The sequence below is a fragment of the Oenococcus kitaharae DSM 17330 genome (assembly GCF_000241055.1).
GTDB classification, from domain to species: domain Bacteria; phylum Bacillota; class Bacilli; order Lactobacillales; family Lactobacillaceae; genus Oenococcus; species Oenococcus kitaharae.
Map to the genome: position 1 here is coordinate 583,142 of NZ_CM001398.1, position 19,109 is coordinate 602,250.

General features: G+C 41.5%; 14 protein-coding genes and 1 pseudogene. 11 read left to right on the forward strand and 4 right to left on the reverse strand.

Translation table 11 applies throughout. From position 1 onward, the window contains the following. Window positions 1-47: 47 nt before the first annotated feature. On the forward strand, window positions 48-1,517 hold the full coding sequence (gene gtfA, locus OKIT_RS02930; RefSeq protein ID WP_007745177.1) for a sucrose phosphorylase: 1,470 nt from the start codon (window positions 48-50) through the stop codon (window positions 1,515-1,517). A gap of 32 nt (window positions 1,518-1,549) precedes the next feature. Here the strand turns inward: gtfA and OKIT_RS02935 are convergent, their stop codons facing one another. Beyond that, the gene (locus tag OKIT_RS02935; RefSeq protein WP_007745178.1) at window positions 1,550-2,218 is read right to left on the reverse strand and encodes an HD domain-containing protein; all 669 of its coding nucleotides are present in this window, start codon (window positions 2,216-2,218) and stop codon (window positions 1,550-1,552) included. A gap of 88 nt (window positions 2,219-2,306) precedes the next feature. Here OKIT_RS02935 and OKIT_RS09355 point away from each other — a divergent pair, with 88 nt between their 5' ends. Together OKIT_RS09355 and OKIT_RS02945 are read left to right on the forward strand one after the other, a co-directional pair. After that, window positions 2,307-2,900 carry a TetR/AcrR family transcriptional regulator gene (locus OKIT_RS09355; protein ID WP_162141371.1) on the forward strand — a complete coding sequence of 198 codons (594 nt, stop codon included), beginning with the start codon at window positions 2,307-2,309 and terminating at the stop codon, window positions 2,898-2,900. Beyond that, window positions 2,901-4,898 (forward strand): ABC transporter ATP-binding protein/permease, encoded by a 1,998-nt coding sequence (locus OKIT_RS02945; protein WP_007745185.1) that lies wholly within the window; start codon window positions 2,901-2,903, stop codon window positions 4,896-4,898. 59 nt (window positions 4,899-4,957) lie between these two features. Here the strand turns inward: OKIT_RS02945 and OKIT_RS02950 are convergent, their stop codons facing one another. Then, window positions 4,958-6,280: an MFS transporter gene (locus OKIT_RS02950; protein WP_007745186.1), complete on the reverse strand. Its 1,323-nt coding sequence runs from the start codon at window positions 6,278-6,280 to the stop codon at window positions 4,958-4,960. Window positions 6,281-6,422: 142 nt separating this feature from the next. On the opposite strand from OKIT_RS02950, the gene OKIT_RS02955 reads away from it, so the two are divergent. After that, complete coding sequence (locus OKIT_RS02955; protein WP_028291861.1) at window positions 6,423-7,403, forward strand: helix-turn-helix domain-containing protein; 981 nt, start codon at window positions 6,423-6,425, stop codon at window positions 7,401-7,403. Here the strand turns inward: OKIT_RS02955 and OKIT_RS02960 are convergent. Next, window positions 7,400-8,761, reverse strand: coding sequence for an amino acid permease (locus OKIT_RS02960; protein WP_007745189.1), 1,362 nt, complete (start codon window positions 8,759-8,761; stop codon window positions 7,400-7,402). The two genes, OKIT_RS02955 and OKIT_RS02960, sit on opposite strands and share 4 nt — an antisense overlap. Before the next feature lie 53 nt (window positions 8,762-8,814). On the opposite strand from OKIT_RS02960, the pseudogene metG reads away from it, so the two are divergent. Then, a pseudogene (gene metG, locus OKIT_RS02965) lies at window positions 8,815-10,845 on the forward strand (methionine--tRNA ligase); the annotation flags it as partial. Here metG and OKIT_RS02970 read toward each other — a convergent pair. Then, window positions 10,846-11,346, reverse strand: a complete 501-nt coding sequence (locus OKIT_RS02970; protein WP_007745191.1) for a GtrA family protein — start codon at window positions 11,344-11,346, stop codon at window positions 10,846-10,848. Window positions 11,347-11,452: 106 nt separating this feature from the next. Here OKIT_RS02970 and OKIT_RS02975 point away from each other — a divergent pair, with 106 nt between their 5' ends. The 6 genes from OKIT_RS02975 to OKIT_RS03000 all read left to right on the forward strand — a co-directional run bounded on the left by OKIT_RS02975 (window position 11,453) and on the right by OKIT_RS03000 (window position 19,106). Beyond that, complete coding sequence (locus OKIT_RS02975; RefSeq protein WP_007745196.1) at window positions 11,453-12,082, forward strand: sugar transferase; 630 nt, start codon at window positions 11,453-11,455, stop codon at window positions 12,080-12,082. Next, a complete protein-coding gene (locus OKIT_RS02980; RefSeq protein WP_007745198.1) occupies window positions 12,082-12,849 on the forward strand; it encodes a DUF4422 domain-containing protein in 768 nt (255 codons plus the stop codon). Before OKIT_RS02975 ends, OKIT_RS02980 begins: the two co-directional genes overlap by 1 nt. After that, entirely contained in the window at window positions 12,839-14,008 is a 1,170-nt protein-coding gene (gene glf, locus OKIT_RS02985) for a UDP-galactopyranose mutase (RefSeq protein ID WP_007745199.1), read from the forward strand. Before OKIT_RS02980 ends, glf begins: the two co-directional genes overlap by 11 nt. Window positions 14,009-14,120: 112 nt before the next feature. Continuing rightward, complete coding sequence (locus OKIT_RS02990; RefSeq protein WP_007745200.1) at window positions 14,121-16,148, forward strand: sulfatase-like hydrolase/transferase; 2,028 nt, start codon at window positions 14,121-14,123, stop codon at window positions 16,146-16,148. A gap of 86 nt (window positions 16,149-16,234) precedes the next feature. Beyond that, window positions 16,235-17,185 carry a glycosyltransferase family 2 protein gene (locus OKIT_RS02995; protein WP_007745201.1) on the forward strand — a complete coding sequence of 317 codons (951 nt, stop codon included), beginning with the start codon at window positions 16,235-16,237 and terminating at the stop codon, window positions 17,183-17,185. Then, entirely contained in the window at window positions 17,151-19,106 is a 1,956-nt protein-coding gene (locus tag OKIT_RS03000) for a DUF6020 family protein (RefSeq protein ID WP_007745202.1), read from the forward strand. The genes OKIT_RS02995 and OKIT_RS03000 overlap by 35 nt, the downstream gene beginning before the upstream one ends. The last annotated feature ends 3 nt before the right edge of the window (window positions 19,107-19,109 follow it).

Genomic DNA, 19,109 nt, shown 5'->3' on the forward strand with positions numbered 1-19,109 from the left:
TATGAGGGCCTGATTACGGGTACTATATCTAAAGTGGAGGGCTGATAATGCCTGTGCAAAACAAAGCAATGCTGATAACTTATGCCGATTCAATGGGTCGGAATATTAAAGAACTGCAAGAGGTACTGACAACTTATATCGGGGATGCCATCGGTGGTATCCATCTGCTGCCTTTCTTCCCTTCAACGGGTGACCGCGGCTTTGCGCCATCCGACTATACACGCGTTGATTCAGCCTTTGGCGACTGGCGAGATGTTCAGGCTTTGGGCAAAAAATACTATTTGATGTTTGATTTTATGATTAATCATATTTCGCGCGAATCAGTGATGTATCAGGATTTTAAAGCCAAAAAAGATGCTTCAGTGTATCGGGATTTCTTCATTCGCTGGGAAAAATTCTGGCCACAAGGACGCCCCACTCAAGCTGATATTGATTTAATTTATAAGCGTAAAGATCGGGCGCCGATTCAGGAAATCACTTTTGCAGACGGCAGCCAGGAACATCTTTGGAACACTTTTGGCGATGAGCAGATTGATATTAATGTTAATGCCGACAGCGCGAAAAAATTTATCAAAGAGACGTTGCTAGAGATGGTTCACCATGGCGCTGACTTGATTCGTTTGGATGCGTTTGCCTATGCAATCAAAAAAATCGATACGAATGATTTCTTTGTCGCACCGGAAATCTGGCAGCTGCTGGATTCAGTTCGTGACATTCTGACACCGCTGCAAGCTGAAATTCTGCCGGAAATTCATGAGCATTACACAATTCCGGCTAAGATTAACGCACACGGCTACTTTACGTATGACTTTGTTCTGCCTTTAGTCACACTTTATACGCTTTATTCCGGTAAGACAGCGCAATTGGCTAAATGGCTGAAGATGTCGCCCAAACGGCAATTTACGACTTTAGATACGCATGATGGTATCGGTGTCGTCGATGCTCGAGATATTTTGACTGATGACGAGATTGCATATACTTCTAGCGAACTTTACAAAGTCGGAGCCAACGTGAAAAAGACATATTCATCCGCGGTTTACAATAATTTGGATATTTACCAGATTAATTCCACCTATTATTCAGCCTTGGGCAATGATGACAAAGCTTATCTGTTGGCGAGGATTTTCCAGATTTTTGCCCCTGGTATCCCGCAGATTTATTATGTCGGCTTGCTGGCTGGTGCCAATGATTTGGATTTGTTAGAGAGGACTAAGGAAGGCCGCAATATTAACCGCCATTATTACAGTCAAGATGAAGTTGCCAAAGAGGTTCAGCGGCCGGTTGTTAAAAAACTGCTTGAGCTGCTCAGCTGGCGCAATCAATTCGCTGCTTTCGATTTAGACGGTGAGATCACAGTCCAGACTGAGGGCGAGCAGACAATTCGGGTCAAACGCACTTCTACTGACGGCCGAGATACGGCTATCTTGCAAGCTAATGCGGCTGACAAGACTTTCACGATTAAGGCTAATGACCAAATTATTTTTTCTGATGACGAAGCAGACAAAGTCCGATTGTAAAATAAAAAAAACAACCATTACAGGTTGTTTTTTTATGCTTTCGATTCATATTCAGCGATATATTCATCGACAAATTCATGCATGAAATGGTCACGCTTTTGGCCAATCTGTTTGGCAGCAGGGGTATTTAGCGAAGCCTGCAGCTTAAAAAGTTTTTCGTAGAAATGGTTAAGGGTTGTCTGCTTATCATTACGATATTCAGCTTTATTTTGTAAATCGCGCGGCAGAATGTTGGGGTCATAGTCGACCCGATTGTGTTTAAAACCGTATTTAAAAGCTCGAATCACTGCAACCGCGCCAATGGCATCCAAGCGATCGGCATCCTGAACAATCTGACCATTTAAATCAAGCGGTTTTGCTTGACCAAAAGTATTTGCCGACCAGGACATATTATCGATGATATAAAGAATCGGTTTCGGGTCAACTTGAATGCTGAGGAGAAAATCAGCTGTTCTTCGTTTGGCACTGGCTGGATTGGCAAACAATTTCTCATCGTAGGTATCGTGTAAAGTCGCGGCTGCCAAGACAACGAACTCATCAGCACCTTTTTCTTGTTTTAAAATTTTGCGGGCCATTGCGACAACGCGATCAATATGGCTGCTGTCATGACCTGATTGATCATGATCTAGCAGTGTTTTCATGAAGTTATGAATTTTGTCTAGTTGATTTAGCTGCAGTGGATTCAGTACCATATTTTCCATTCTACACCGAAGCCTTGGGAGCCTGACTTGAAGAAAGTGCTGGACTAAGATAACATAAAATACATACCGACCGTTCGGTATGTACCTCATGACGACCAAGGATAAAATTTTACAATCTGCGCTTAGGCTATTTTTGCTTCATGGTTATGAAGCGGTCTCAATTGCTGATATTGTCAAACAGGCAGCTGTGTCAAAGGGTGCTTTGTATAATTATTTTCCCAGCAAGGAAAACCTGTTCTTGCAAACGATGCAGCAGCTGTTTTCTGAGTTCGGGAAATCTATGCAAGCCGATTTTGGTCAGCAGGCTTTTGACAGTTTTCATGCTTTTTATCTGGCCTTTGCGGACCACTATGATCAAGTACTCAATGATCGCCAACCTAATCTGAGCGATCAATTGATCCTAATGACCAATGCTGCTAGGGCTTTCCCACAGTTAAAGCAGGTTGTGTCAGAGCAGGAAGCGGTTTTTGTCGCATTTTGGCGAAATAATATCCAGCGTGCAACGACCAGCGGTGAATTGCGAACAGGCCTGCCCGCAACGGAATTGAGTCATGTCTATCTTAATTTGGTACGCGGTGTTGTGATTGATCTCGTGATACAAGAACATAACAGTCGAATAACAAAAGGTCTTTTGAAAGAGAGATTTGATACCATATACATGCTGCTGAAAAAGGAGAACTAGATGGCATATCTGCAACTAAAAGACATTCATAAGTCTTATATATTGAATAAAAATGAAGAATTTCCCGTTTTGAAGGGCATTAGCCTAGATTTTGATAAGGGCGAATTTGTCAGTATTTTAGGTGAATCAGGCGGTGGCAAGTCGACTTTGATGAACATCATCGGCGGTCTTGATCACGATTATGAAGGGGATGTCATCTTGGATGGCCACTCTACTCGAGATTTTACGGAAAAACAAATGGATGCCTACCGTCGCCAGACAATCGGCTTTATTTTCCAAAGTTTTAACCTGATTTCGCATTTAACCGTTTTGGACAATGTTTTGGTCAGCTTGGACATGACAACTCTGAGTCATGCTGAAAAGGAACAGCGTGCTAAAGAATTGTTGGAGCAGGTTGGCCTGAGCCAGCATATTAAAAAACATCCTAATCAGCTTTCCGGTGGACAAAAACAGCGTGTCGCGATTGCGAGAGCTTTGGCCTCTGATCCGGATATCATTATTGCCGATGAGCCCACCGGCGCACTAGATTCCAAAAATACGGATGAAATTCTGGAAATCATGGAAGGCATCGCTAAATCCGGCAAGTTGGTCATTGCGGTCACGCATTCAGAAGAAGTCGCGCGTTTTGGCACGCGGATTGTTCACATGTCTGATGGCGTCATCGATAAAAATCGGCGAAACCGTGACAAATACGCACTGCCTGAGCCTGAATCAGATCAACGGCTCGTCTCAAAAAAACTGGGTGCTTTGGCTGCCTATAAGAATGCTTACAAACATACCATGTATTATTTCTGGCGTAATTTTTTGATCATGTTGGGAACCGGTATCGGTATCTTTGCCGTCCTGCTCTTTTCTGGTTTGGGAAACGGTATTTCAGCTTTCATCAGTGACCAGATTTCTTCGATGATTAATCCAACTTCGGTCTCTGTCATGAGAAATCCATCTGGTAAAAAAATGTCTCAAGCTGAATTCACGAGTTCATTACGACAATTTGCTTCTAACCCGTCTGCGCTGTTGATCAGTAAAGGTGATTTGAACAAGCTGCGATCTTTGAAAAATGTTAATGCTGTACAACCGGGTTATCAATTTGGTCAGTATACCTTGACCTTGCCTGGCCAAAAAACGCCGGTTTCAGCTAGTGGTTTACAAACTTGGACGCGCGCTTTTGCAAGCAGTACGGTTAAAAATGGCCGCAAACCTGGACAAAATGAGATTGTCATTGACCGAGCTCAGGCTCAGACTTTTCTTGGTACTAAAAAATATCGGCAGATGATCGGTAAGACAGTGACCTTAAGCTTTACTTGGATTAACCAAGCACAGCAGCCAGTGGTCGTGAGAAGAAATTTAAAGGTGTCCGGATTGGCTAATGGCGGCCAAGCAGGTGCTGTTACGGCAACGAATTACGGCACGATGCGTACAATGCTGAAGTCTGCCGGTGCCATAACAGATCCTAATTTTGTTTCAGTGAATGCCGACTCCATCGATGTGACGCGTTCTGTTGCCAAACAAGTCAATAATATTCGCAGCAAAGGTAAATACGCTTTTGGTGCAATCACGGTTGGTGATATCTTAAATACAGTCAGTTCATATGTTCGCTTAGCGACCAATGTTCTAGCAGCGATTGCAGCGATTTCGTTAGTTGTGTCGGCTTTAATGATTATTGTTTCGATGTATATGAGTGTTTCGGAAAGAACCAAAGAGATTGGTGTGTTACGGGCTCTAGGCGAAGGCAAACGCGATATCAGCCGTTTGTTCACAGGAGAATCAGTCTTAATCGGACTCTTTTCAGCGGTTCTGGCTTTGATTTTGGCCTTTGGTATCGGCGCGATTGCTAATAAAGCACTTTACGGCCTAGCTAAAGCCAACATGGTGATTATCACACCAGGAAATGTCATTTTTGCCTTTGTGATAGCGATTGTGATTTCGTTCTTGGCAGCACTTCTGCCAGCTAGGCGTGCGGCTAAACTTGATCCAATCGAGTCTTTGGCAGCCGAGTAATGGTCTAATAAAATATCAGATCATTTTAAGCAAACAAAAAAGCTCCCATCTGGGAGCTTTTATTTAGCGTTGGCAGTTTGTGTTGCGACTGTTTTTTTATTGTTGAAACGGCCCGCTGACAGCACCACAAAGGTGAATAACAGCATGCCGATAATGCCCATGGCCAGCCAAGCATAGACAGGCCGGGAAAAGTTTGCAATGCCTAGAAAGAGAAATTGTCCGACTGGTATGGATAGTGTGACGATAGAACTAAATAATCCGCTGATGGCAGCTAGCTGATGTTCTGGCACGACTCTCATCATCATTGCCCCAACTTTAGGATTAATCTTACCTAGCACATAAGAGGTGATAAACATGAGAATTAAAATCAGCCAGCGGTTTGGCATCAGGACAAAAGCAAACGAAGCCAAGGACAAACTTAGCGTCATCAAGGCCGCCAGATTTGTCAGCTTCATACGCCCAATAGCATCATTCATAAACAAAGAGCTGATGATGACGCCGACTGAGAAAACGGCACCGTAGATGGCAACTGTCTGTCCATAAGTTGGAAACCAAGGCGTGAAATAGAGGCCTTTAGCCGATAGGAGTGTCAAATTCAAGATGGCATCCGTCGATGATCCGATAAAGTTCACGGCAGTACCGAAGATAATCAGGAAGAGAATCATTGGCGAAGAAAAGATCAGATTGGCCAAGTTGCCAGAAACACTCTTCACTTTTTTATCATCTTTAATCTCAGCTGCCTTTTTAGATGCTTCAATGGCTAATTGTGATTCTTTTTCCGCCACGACCAGTTCTTTTCTAGAACTCAATAGAACGAAAAACGAAATGGCAAACATCAAAGCATTGATTAGGGCAAAGGCGTCGTATTGGTAATTCATGAAAACAATTAATGTGGCACCAACAATTTGTCCAATCACGCTGATCGTGCTGGAAATGGCTGTTTGTAATCCGTTGGCCACTTCTCGTTTTGCATCAGGGACGACGTGTTTGGTAATTGGCATCGAGACCATGTAAGAAAGGCCGCCAGTCAGATCGCTGAAGAAGTTGATCGCTAATAGAGGGACAAAGATTGCCCAGGATTTCAAATCGCCAAAGAAGAACAAACCGCCTTCTAAAATGTATAAGACCGTTTGAAACAAGCGCCGGTTCAGCATATAACGAATCGGTTTTTTAACACGTCCCGCGACGCTGCCTAACAGTGCCTGCAGCACGGTCGGAAAGATCGTGACTAGCGAAACAATCGAAATTGCCAAAGTCCGGTTGGGCAATTGAGCTGCGTAAATCAAAAAGACAATATTGAACAGGACGGCACCGATTGTCTCGAAAAGATTACTGATAGCCAAAGCTCGAAAAGCTTTGTTTTGAAATAAGAGTTCCCGCATGATGTATTTTCTCCTTTTGCTTGTCATTAATTTATAACACAATACTGTTTGTGTCAAGGTAATATGTGTTAAATAACAAATCGACCCTAAAATTAGTATGCAGCCAGTTGCCAAAAGCAGATCAAAGTGGGAATATATGACCATGAACAAAGCTAAAAGTGATTATGGTCCTTTATTTGGCAAAATTAGACAAGAAAAAAATCTGTCATTGACAGATTTGGAAGAAGAGGGGCTCTCGCGCTCTTTTATTGGCAAATTTGAAAAGGGCGAAACGAAAATCTCGGCTGATCGCTTTTTTCGCCTGCTGTCGAAAATTCAAGTCACGCCGGATGAATTTTTATCTCGACAGTATGGTGGTCAAACGCCTGATTATTTTAGCCGTTTGGCTGACCGAATCGAAAATAACGATGGCAAAGCTGGGCATATCCAAACAAACTTGCAACTGGAAAAAGAGATCAGCCAGGATTATGCGGCCGATCCCAGCAATCTGGCGGCCAAATATCTCGGTATCATGCTGCATTACATGAATGAAATCGCGATCTTGGTTCGGGACAATCGCATGGCAGACTATTACCGCGTGCGGGCTGCATTTGAAAAAGCCAGTGATGAGATATTGAATTATTTGTTCAATGTCGAGATTTGGGGAAAATTCGAGATTTATTTATATTCAAGTTTTTCAATGGCTTTTTCGCCTGAAACACGCATGCTCTTACTCAAATCAGCTTTGAAATCCAGTGATTACCTTCGTGACATTGCAAACGACGGAGATTTTGCCTTTGAAGATTACAAAATCCTGCTAACTGTTATGTCAAACCAAATTTACGATGATTTAACCAGTATGAAAAAGACTCTTGAGATGTTCAATGAGCGTTTGCAAGAAAGGCCGGATATCCGTTTTAAAGCTGAGTATTTATTTGAATTAGGTTTATACGAGATCGCGACCGGCAATCAAGCTAGAGGCGAGGCGCGAGCCAATAATGTGATTAAAGTCTTGACTTTGTTAGCGGATGAGGGAGAAGCAAAAGTCTTGGCTTATTTTTTGCAGCGTTTTAAAACTTATCTTAAAAAGAAAGAGGCTGGCAAAGACAAGCCTGATGACCGCACTATGCGTCTGTGGCTTTAATTGCGATGTTTAAGCCAGGAATAGCCGCCAAAAACGACTACCCAAATCGTAGTGCCGACAACGGCTGGCAAGGTATCGCTTTGAAAGCCCATCGAGACGAAAATAAATGCCATAAAGGCAATTGTCAGCGGATCTAAAATTTTAGGTTTCGGCATTAAAAAACCGTCCGGCAGATAATCGGATGATTGAATATATTTTCTGTGAGCGAGCAGAGTCAGAATATAAATCAAGAGATAGGCACCGGAACTGATGCTGGCGATGACCGAAAACGCATCATTAATTGTTGGGATCGAGTAGATAATCGGCGAAACGGCCACGACCAAAGCAGAAAACATAATGGCACGAGCCGGAACGCCTTTGTCACTGATGACTGCAAAAGTTTTCTTGAAATGACCCTTAGAATCTAAAGCCAGCTGGTACAGATGGCGTCCGGAAGAGTACAACACCGAATTTAGAGCACTGGCAGCTGCTGTTAGGACAACAAAATTAATCAAGCCGGCCGCCCAGCTAATGCCCAACAGCTTAAAGACCCAGACGAAGGGTGACTGTTTGGGATCCAAGGAACGCCAAGGATAGATGGCCATAATTGCCAGCAGGGCGCCGACGTAAAAAATCAAAATTCTGAAGATAATTTGATTGATAGCTCGCGGCAGTACTTGACGCGGGTTTTTCGTCTCACTGGTCGTGATACCGACGAATTCAATTCCTTGGTAGGCAAAGAAAACCATTGGAAACGCCATGACAAACTTCATCCAGCCATTAGGAAAAAGCTGAAAATGAGTCGTGATATTGACTAAACTGGCGTGGCCAACAGGCGTCTTGAAATTAACTGCAACCATAAAAATACCAGTCAGAATTAAAGCAACAATAGCCGAAATTTTGATCATGGCAAACCAGAATTCCGCCTCACCAAAGAATTTCACCGTGATTAAATTGATAGACATGATCATCAAAAGAAAAGCGATCTGTATCAGCCACATGGGAATTTTGGGAAACCAGAACTGGAAATAAATACCAACGGCCGTCAGCTCGCCCATCCCCATAAAAACAATTGACAGCCAATAGGTCCAGCCTGAGAAAAAACCAAAGGGTCGGCCTAGATACTTTGTAATAAAATTAATGAAAGTGTGCTGGCTGGGATCCATGTAAAGCATTTCACCCATGGCGCGCGTGAGCAGGAACATAAAAGTGCCGGCTAACAGATAGACCAGCATAATGGACGGCCCAGTAAAGGCAATCGAGCGCGAGGACCCTAAAAACAATCCTGTCCCAATCGTGCCGCCGATAGCAATGAGTTGTACGTGGCGGTTGGACAATTCGCGTTTCATGTGATTATGGCTGTCGTTAATTTTTTTCATTACTCTACATACTAAGGCATCCTTGCTTATAATAGAAACATGTATTTGAAAGGGGCTCATTTGCCATGACTGATAAAAAGAAATTTTACATAACCACACCGATCTACTATCCATCCGGGAAATTGCAATTAGGAAACACTTATACAACGGTGCTTGCCGATGCAACGGCACGTTTTCATCGTGCTTTAGGCGAGGATGTCTTTTTCCTGACCGGTACCGATGAACACGGCCTGAAGATTCAACAAAAGGCCGAAGCTTCCGGAAAAAGTGAAATGGCTTATCTGGATGAGATGGCTGCCGGCATTAAAAAATTGTGGAAACTGATGGACATTTCCTATGACAAATTCATTCGAACGACTGATGAGTATCATGAGAAGGCTGTTCAGCATATTTTCAAAAAATTTATGGATGAAGGCGATATCTATAAAGGCGAATATGTGGGTTGGTATTCTGTATCCGACGAAGAGTATTTTACCGAATCGCAGCTGGCTGAAGTTTACCGCGATGAGAATGGCAAAGTGACAGGCGGTAAAGCGCCATCCGGACACGAAGTGCAGCTGGTCAAAGAAGAGACTTATTTCTTCAAGATGAGCAAATATGCTGATTGGCTTTTGCAGTATTATTCTGATCACCCTGAATTTTTGCAGCCGGAAAGCCGCATGAATGAAATGATTACGAACTTCATTAAGCCCGGTCTTGAAGACTTGGCTGTGACACGCACCAGCTTCAATTGGGGCGTGCCGGTGCCTGGCGATGAAAGACATGTTATTTATGTCTGGATTGACGCCTTGTCCAACTATATTACGGCTTTAGGATATGATCCGGATTTGGGCGGCTTTGACCAGCAGCCGGACTTATTCAAAAAGTTCTGGCCGGCCGATGTCCAATTAGTTGGTAAAGAAATTGTCCGTTTTCACACCATTTACTGGCCGATTATGCTGCATGCTTTGGGATTGCCTTTGCCCGGCGAAGTCTTAGGCCACGGCTGGCTTGTCATGAAAAACGGGAAAATGTCTAAATCCAAGGGTAATGTTATTTATCCTGAGACACTAGAAAGCCGCTATGGTTTGGATGCGGTTCGTTACTACCTATTGCGCAGTATGCCATTTGGCAACGATGGTGTGTTCTCACCTGAAGATTTTGTTAACCGCGTCAATTTTGATCTTGCTAATGATTTGGGCAACTTGCTGAATCGTACGGTTTCGATGATTAACCGTTATGAAAATGGCCATATTCCAGCGCTGGGGCATGCAGCTGATTCGGACGCTGATTTAGAAGAAACAGCAGCACAAGCTATTGAAAACTTCAAAAGCGAGATGGCACAGATCCATACGGCGGATGCTTTGGAAGCTGTCTGGACGTTGATTCGCCGAACGAATAAATACATTGATGAGACGCAGCCCTGGGTGCTGGATAAAAATGGCGATCAAACAGCTTTGGATGACGTGATGGCCCATCTGGCTGCCTCGCTGCGTGTTGCCGGCAGCCTGCTGCAGCCGGTTCTGACACAATCGCCAGCTAAGATTTTCCAGCAATTAGGATTAAAGGACGTGCCTCCAATTGCCGGCCTGTCTCTTGCCGATCTGCCTGAAAATGCGACTGTTGCGGCCCAAGCGGTGCCTTTGTTTCCACGCTTGGATGTTAAAAAAGAAGTTGCCTTTATTTCTTCTCTTGTCCAAAAAGATACAAAGGGCAAAGGACGTGCCCATATGGAAGCAGCTAAAGAAAAGGCGCGTGAAGAAGAACAGCGGCCAGAAATTGTCTATGATGATTTTGCCAAACTGCGTTTGATCGCTGGGAAAATCAAATCGGGCGAGTTCTTAGCGAATTCCAAGAAATTGATTAAATGGCAAATTGATGATGGCAGCGAAAAGGGCCGTCAAATCTTATCGGGAATCCGTGAATGGTATCCGGATCCTTCTGTCCTAGTGGGCAAGACTGTTGTGATCGTTGCCAACTTGAAGGCAAGAAAAATGGCTGGTGAAATCAGCCAAGGTATGATTTTATGTGCGGAAAACAGTGATGGGAACGTGATGGTCACCCAGCTGCCTGATGAAATCGAAGCCGGAGCAGTGATTAATTAATCACTGTTTTTTATTTTTAAAGACAAAAAGTTTGGAAAAAACGTAATTTAAAATAATCGCTGCAACTTGAATGACCATCGACCAGATAAAAGTATTAGCGAGCACGGGCGACCCGATAAAGCTTTTGACCAGTGGCCAAGTTGTGATCCCGGATTGATAATTGAGGTGATTCAGCAAAAATAGTTTGATAAAGAAAGATCCGAATTTTTCGATGCACAGCCAGGTTACAAACAGATCTAAAAAGAACACGAAGAGACGGGCCGCGACGAATTTCATGAACTGACTGAGAAGAGAGCTCTTTTCGGCTTTCGTAAAGACCCATATTTTATTCGTAATAAAAGCGAATAGAATGGCTGAAACTTGTGCGATAATCACGGCCAAAAGTGCGTTTTGGCTAATATGCACAGTTAAAAAACGTGCAACGAAGTAGACGATGGTTGTTAAAACGCCAAAAATTAGATAGAGAATTAATTCCTTATGTTGTTCCCAAGAGCTTTTCATTGCTGACTTAACTATTTTAGCTTAATTTAGCGGAAAGCAAATTTTTGTTAATAATTATCAATTTCTAAAATTAGCTTTTGCCAAGTTCGTTATAATAAAGCAGAGAATGACGAAGTCGCAGAAACACTATTTACCCTTCAAAAGATTGATTGATATTGCCGGGAGTATTGTCGGCATTATTTTGTTGTCTTGGCTTTTTTTAATTCTGATTATTTTGCAAAAAATCAATGACCCTAAAGGCCCTGTCTTCTATCGGCATGACCGTGTCGGCAAACACCATAAGCATTTTAAGCTGATTAAATTCCGTTCCATGCGGACTGATGCTGACCAGTATTTTCAAAAACATCCTGATAGTTACCAGCTTTTTGTCGATAACGATTACAAATTCCCTGCTGGTGAAGATCCCCGTGTAACAAAATTTGGCCGGGTTTTAAGGCGGACTAGCCTAGATGAACTGCCGCAGCTCTTTAATATTTTGTTCGGTCAGATGTCGATTGTTGGGCCACGTCCCGTGACCGAGCCTGAATTGCGTTATTATGGCGATCACGTTGATCAATTCTTAAGTGTCCTTCCAGGTGCAATGGGCCTCTGGCAGGCAACAGGCCGTTCGGATATTAAGTATCCGGAACGTGCAGATCTTGATTTGGAATACGTCGATCATATTGGTTTTTGGTATGACTGGTATATTGTCTACCTGACGATGAAGGCTATTTTTAGCCGCGAAGGTGCCTATTGATGACAGCTAAGATTTACGTTGCTTCGCATAAAATTTATCCTATGCCAAAGGACCCGCTTTATCAGCCTATCTGGGTCGGGCATGCTGGATCGAAGAATCCGCTTGACATGCCGGCCGGATGGATCGGGGACGACACAGGCGACAATATCAGCGACAAAAATAGCTCTTTTAATGAGCTGACAGCCTTATATTGGGCCTGGAAGAATTCTGACGCTGATGTGATTGGCCTAGTTCATTATCGCCGCTATTTTTCCATGAATCACAAAAAAGGGCTGACCAATATTTTGACGCAAGCCCAATTAGATACACTGCTGAAGCAAGATCAAATTATTTTGCCCAAACAGCGCCATTACTACATAGAGACTAATTATTCCCACTATATCCATGCGCACCATGCTCAGCCGATTGATCTGGTTCGCACGCTTATTGGCAAGGACTTTCAGGCTAGTTATGATAAAATCATGCAGCGCCGCAGTCAACATTTATTCAATATGATGATCATGAGCCGTCAAGAGCTGAATGAGTATGCCGGCTGGCTGTTTCCGATTTTGTTCCAACTCGAGAAAGAAATTGACCGCAGCGATTATGATGCTTATGAAAAACGTGTTTTTGGTTTTGTTGGTGAGCGGCTGCTGGATATCTTTTTAGATGCCAAGGGCAAGAGTTTCACTGAAATACCGTTCGTTTTTGAAGAAAAACAGAACTGGATTAAAAAGGGCGGTCTTTTTCTAGCTAGAAAAGTCACAGGAGGAAGAAATGGCAAATAAATTCAACACGAAAAATTATGATTACTTGATTGTAGGTGCCGGTCCCTTTGGATCCATTTTTGCTTATAAGGCTGCTAAATTTGGTAAACGCTCATTGCTGATCGAAAAGCGTCCCTACATTGGCGGCAATATGCACACGCACACTGAGCATGGCATTACCGTCCATGATTTTGGTGCTCATATTTTCCATACTGATAACAAAGAGGTTTGGAACTTTGTTAACCATTTCGCTGATTTCAATAATTACCAGAATCAAGTCATCGCAAATTATAAGGGCGAACTCTATAACCTGCCATTTAATATGAATACTTTCTACGAGATGTGGGGCGTTAAGACGCCGGCCGAGGCCAAAGCCAAGATCGAAGAGCAGAAAAAGTCTGCTGGTATTGAAGGAGAGCCGCGTAATTTAGAGGAGCAGGCTATTTCTCTGATTGGCACGGACATCTACGAAAAATTGATTAAGGGCTATACGGAAAAACAGTGGGGAAGAAAAGCCACTGAATTACCAGCTTTTATCATCAAACGCTTGCCGGTCCGCTTCATTTTCGATAATAATTACTTCAACCATCGCTACCAAGGAATTCCGATCGGCGGTTATACCCAGCTTTTTGACAAGTGGCTGGCTTCTGATCTGATTGATGTGAAGATAGATGCGGATTTCTTTGCCCATAAGGAAGATTACATCCGCGAATTCCCACGGATTGTCTATACAGGGATGATTGACCGTTTCTTTGATTATCAGTTCGGCGAATTGGAATACCGCAGTTTGAAATTTGAATCCGAAACTTTGGACATGGATAACTATCAAGGAAATTCTGTGATTAATTATACGGATGCTCAGACGCCTTATACGCGTGTCATGGAGTGGCGTCACTTCGATGGTCTAGCTGACCCTGGCAAGACGATTGTCACACGGGAATACCCACAGAATTGGGATCGGACCAAGGAAGCTTATTATCCGGTCAATAACCAGAAGAACACTGAAATCTATAAAAAATACGCCAAATTAGCCCGCGAACATAAAAAGCAGTTCATCTTTGGCGGCCGTCTGGGCTTGTATCGTTATTTCGACATGGACCAAGTTATTAATGCGACCTTTAATACGGTCAAACAAGAATTTGGCCTTGCTGAAGATTATCGTTTTGACACAAATTATTAATGTTCACACAACCTCAGCATTAGTGTATTTTGCGGGGTTTTATTTTTCTGTATTTTAATTGAAATATTGTATAATGCATCGGTTGTGTAAAATGGAATGAAAGAGCTGAGCATTGGATTTACAGAAAAAATTTAAAAAAATAGTTAGCGGCATCAATGATTTTAAGTCTAAACAGAATCCCGCTATGTCAGCCAGTGCGCCTTTTCCGCGTTGGCTTTTTTATCCGCTCATTGTACTCATTTCATCGACCTTTGATATTTGGTTTGTTCAATTCCAAATTCAGGTCGGTATGAATCAAACACTTGTTGAGCGCGTCCAGGCAGCTACAAATTTTGTCGTCAATGCCTTCATTCCTGACAGCCAGAATCATCAATTTATTTTAAATCTGATTTTTGTGCTGGCTTTTTTTGGGTTAATTTTAGCGATTACGAACCGTTTTTGGCTAACCTTTATTTTAAATAATCTCATCTTTATTGTTTTTGCGATTGCAGATAATCAAAAGCTGATTTATCGAAATGAATCAATACTGCCTTCGGATCTGTCTCAATTGACTAATCCGCTTACGTTAGTAAATTTTATTGGTATTAGTGCAGGTAAGTTTGTGATGCTAGTGGTTCTTGCGATACTAGTCATTGTTATCTTATATTTTTTATTCCGTCGCTTTGATTCACGCATTAAATTTACTAAGTGGTTTGTCCGCGTACCTTTATTTGTCCTATCTGCGCTAATTATTTTTTCTGCACGCAATCTCTATACCAGTAACACACTGCCAGATAGGGTTGCTTCGCGGCTCAATGATTCGCCTATCCCTTGGGATGTTAATTATGATCAACGGTCTAATGGTGCCATATATTCATTCATGCGCTTTTTTGACAACAAGGTCATGAATATGCCACAAGGTTATTCACGTGCAGCTATGGCTAAAATTGATCGGAAATATAAAAAAGTTGCTAACCAAATCAATGCCAATCGGCCCAATTATTTAGATAAACAAACTGTTATTTATATCTTAAGTGAGAGTTTTTCTGACCCCTTGCGTGTGCCGGGTTTACATGTGAATCCAGATCCGATTCCAAAAATAAGAGCACTCAAGGATAGGACTACTTCAGGGTATATGCTAAGTTCAGGCTATGGTGGCGGAACAGCTAATTTGGAGTACCAGGCATTGACCGGTCTCTCGCTAACTAATTTTCTGCCCACAGTCACGTCACCGTATGTGCAGGTGGTTCCTTCATCCAATTATTTACCCAATATCAGTAATAACTGGGCTATTAAAAATGCCATTCATCCTTATTTACCTATGGTCTATGATAGATCCTCCGTTTATAAAAAATTTGGTTTTCAAAAATTTTATACGCTTTACAATCCAAAAATTAAATACCAAGATAGGATTGATAACAATCCTTACGTCAGTGACCGCGCTGCTTATCAAAATGTCTTATGGCAGTTGTCTAAAAATGCGAAACCCCAATTTATTCAGATGCCTACGATGCAGAATCACCTCGGCTATAGCAATTGGTACAAAAACTATACCTTTGATATCACTTCGACACTTCAACAGTCTAATTCTGAAGTTGATAATGTTAAGACCTATGTTCAAGGCGTCAACATGACAGATAATGCGACTGAATGGTTTTTGCAACAATTGGATCGGATTAATCGTCCCATTACCGTGGTCTGGTACGGCGACCATTTGCCGGGTATTTATGATAGTGAAATGAGCGATCCCAATAATTTGTTACCGCTCCATGAGACGGATTATTTTATTTACTCTAATAAAGCCAGTTCCTCGCATAATACTAAGTTGGAAGACCAAAATAATTTTACTTCACCCAATTATTTTCAGGCTCTGTCAGCTGAACACATGAATGTAAAAGTATCGCCATTTTTAGCTATGTTGACCGAGTTACGGCAGCAATTACCCGCGTCCTCCAATGCACTAGCAAAAAGTGGTTCTGATATATGGCAGACTGATAATCGAAAGAATATCTATTTAGATGATCAAGGTCAACAGCTTCAGAATAACCAATTTTCTCCTGCACAAAGATCTCTATTAAGGGATTACAGAATGATTCAATATGATATTGTTAAGGGCAGGCATTATATTAAAAATGATGGTTTTCTGAATAATCCCAAGTAAGGTCAGTGGTCTTGGATGTGTGGCATAAGTTGACCAAGCAACTTTTAAAAATAGGTTAAATTAAATATAGTATGAAGTGAGAGTTAATGGATAATTTAGCAATATTGATACCTGCATATAATGAAGCACAAACGATTGAGAAAGTTGTTTTAGATATCAAGGGCGTTATCGGTGAAATTCCGAAAGCTGTGGTATATGTATATGATAATAACTCTCAGGATAACACGGCTGAGCTCGCTCAAAATGCAGGTGCCGTTGTTAGACATGAGTATGTTCAAGGCAAAGGTGCCGTTATTCGGCGTATGTTTCGTGAGATTGATGCTCGAGCTTATATCATGATTGATGCCGATGATACCTATCCAGTGGAGGAGATTCCAGCAATGTATTGTAAAGTTCTGGAACGCAAAGTGGATATGGTGGTTGGAGACAGACTTTCTTCAACTTATTTTCAGGAAAATAAACGTCCTTTCCACAATGTGGGTAATGCTACTGTTAAATTTTTGATTAATCATCTTTTTGACACGAATATTAAAGACATTCTAACTGGTTATCGTGCGTTTTCGTACCGTTTTGTCAAAACCTTTCCTGTTCTTTCAAAGGGTTTTGAAATTGAGACAGAAATGAGCATTCATGCAGCTGAAAGCAATATGTTTGTCGAAAATCAAGTTGTAGAATATCGAGATCGCCCACAAGGCAGTGAGTCTAAGCTAAGCACTTACGGTGATGGGTTTAAAGTGATTCTGAAAATATGGAACTTATTTAGGATTTATCATCCCTTAGCTTTTTTTGGTTCTATATCGCTATTATTAGCTGCAATAAGTCTTCTAACATTTTGGTTCCGTGTCGTGGTACCGTATAGCCACACGGGAATCGTTGCTAACATGCCTACACTAGTTGTGACAATGATAGTGCTCCTAGCTGCGATTGTGTCATTATTTAGCGGTATGATTCTAGATGCGATCCAGTCACAGGAAAAAATGAATTTCGAATATAGGCTCATTGATGCGGAACGGCAAATTAACAATCAAATCAACTAAATTCAAACAAGTCGTTAGTAATAAATGGCTTTTAAGTCTGCTTGCAGCCACTGCTTTTTCTGTCAACTTTAATCCCGTTGATAATTTTTCGGCCTTCACAGTCATTCCTGAAAGATTTGCTGTTTCGAATTTGCCAATTGTGATGTTGGTATTCGCTTTTGTTTTCGTGTCTTTGTCTCAAGCGAAGAAAGAAAATCGTACAGTTGGGAATTCTTGGAAAATTATTGTTAGCTTATTACTCTCGTTACTTGCACTTTTAGGTGAGACGGTTTCCAAGACAACAACTTTAGATTTACTTTTTTCAAGCAAAATTACATTTTTGATTTCTTTGGTATATTGGGCTGGCTGTGCGGCTTTTATTTACTGTTTCATCAATTTTATAGTTTTCTTAGTTCATAAAATGCTGAGCACACAATTTGCGGTCAAAATTTCTAAATTACCCTTTCCAAACGCAGCATATCTTTTTCTTATACTGCTAATTTTGTGGATACCTCTAGGCGTTTACTTATTGCCTAGTACTATCGGATATGATGGTGCACGACAAATTAATGAGTTTTTTAATGTCTCAATCCCGGGATTGAATTTCACTTATTTCCCCACTAATCATCATCCTTGGTTTGCAACATTAGTCATGGGCGGCATTTTTAAACTAGGATTGTTTTTATTTCATAGCCACACCGCTGCTTTCTACACCCACAGCTTTTTTTTGGTTACTTTTTCTCTGTTTGCGTATTCGGGATTAATTTCTAGAATTAGAAGAATTGCTGGTTCGTATGTGGGCTGGCTCGTTCTGCTGTTTCTTGGCCTGGAGCCTCATTTTGTTGCTTATGCAGTCTGTTTTGATAAAACCGGATGGTTTCTAGCATCTAGTGCTTTATTTGTTACATATCTGTTGGACCTATTGATGCTGAGTGACAAAAAGGTCAGGAGTTCTGTCTTTCTTACTTTGGCAACACTACTGGTTTGCCTGTTCCGTAATAATGGTGTTTATGTTACCTTGGTTACTCTCTTGGTAGCCTTTATCTGCATGAAAGAAAGTCGGCGCTTTTTAGGCGCTGTGCTTATTGTATCTTTACTATTTTATGAAGGATGGACAAGGGTTTTTTTGACAGCTTTTAAGGTAATGCCTTCTTCTCCTGCTGAAATGCTGGTTGTTCCTATTCAACAAACTTCTTTTGTTGTAACGCGCTATCCAAATATTTTGACTAAGCAGGATAAAAAAGCGATAAATGATGTTATGTATTATCGTCAGATTCCTCGTACCTATCAACCGAGTTTTGGGGATTCTGCTAAGAATTTGTTTAGATATAATTCGTTTTTAATCACTGCCGAGAGTATTCAAGACTTTAAAAAAAATCCAAATTGGTGGAAAAATAATATATATAAACAACGCGTACATAAATATCTTCTTTCTTGGTTCGTTACTGGTTTGAAGCATCCTCTGTTATATTTGAATGCTACCTTAGATAATCAATTTTTATCTATTGATCCAATTCCGGTACGTTCTTTCAATACCGCGGATCCGTATGGATCGGCTTCAATTTATACTGGTATTCCATCTGATACGTACTTTGTAATTAATAGCAGCTATTTAGAGCATGTACAGCCGTTGGTGCCCAGCAAACAACGAATAGGATTAACGAACTATTTGAATATAATCATGTCAATTCCATTGCTTAATTTGTTTATGTCCACCGCTTTATGGAATTGGTTGGCAATCTCATTATTGATCTATTTCATTGCAACAAAAAATAAGATGGGCATCATATTCACAGTTCCCTCTTTGCTTACATTTTTGATCAACCTTGATGGTTCAGTTAATGGAGACCACCGATATGCAATACCGATAGAGATCATGCTTTTGGTCTCATTAGCCGTGATTAAAAGAAACGATCCAAAACAGTATCTTGAAAATGAATAAACT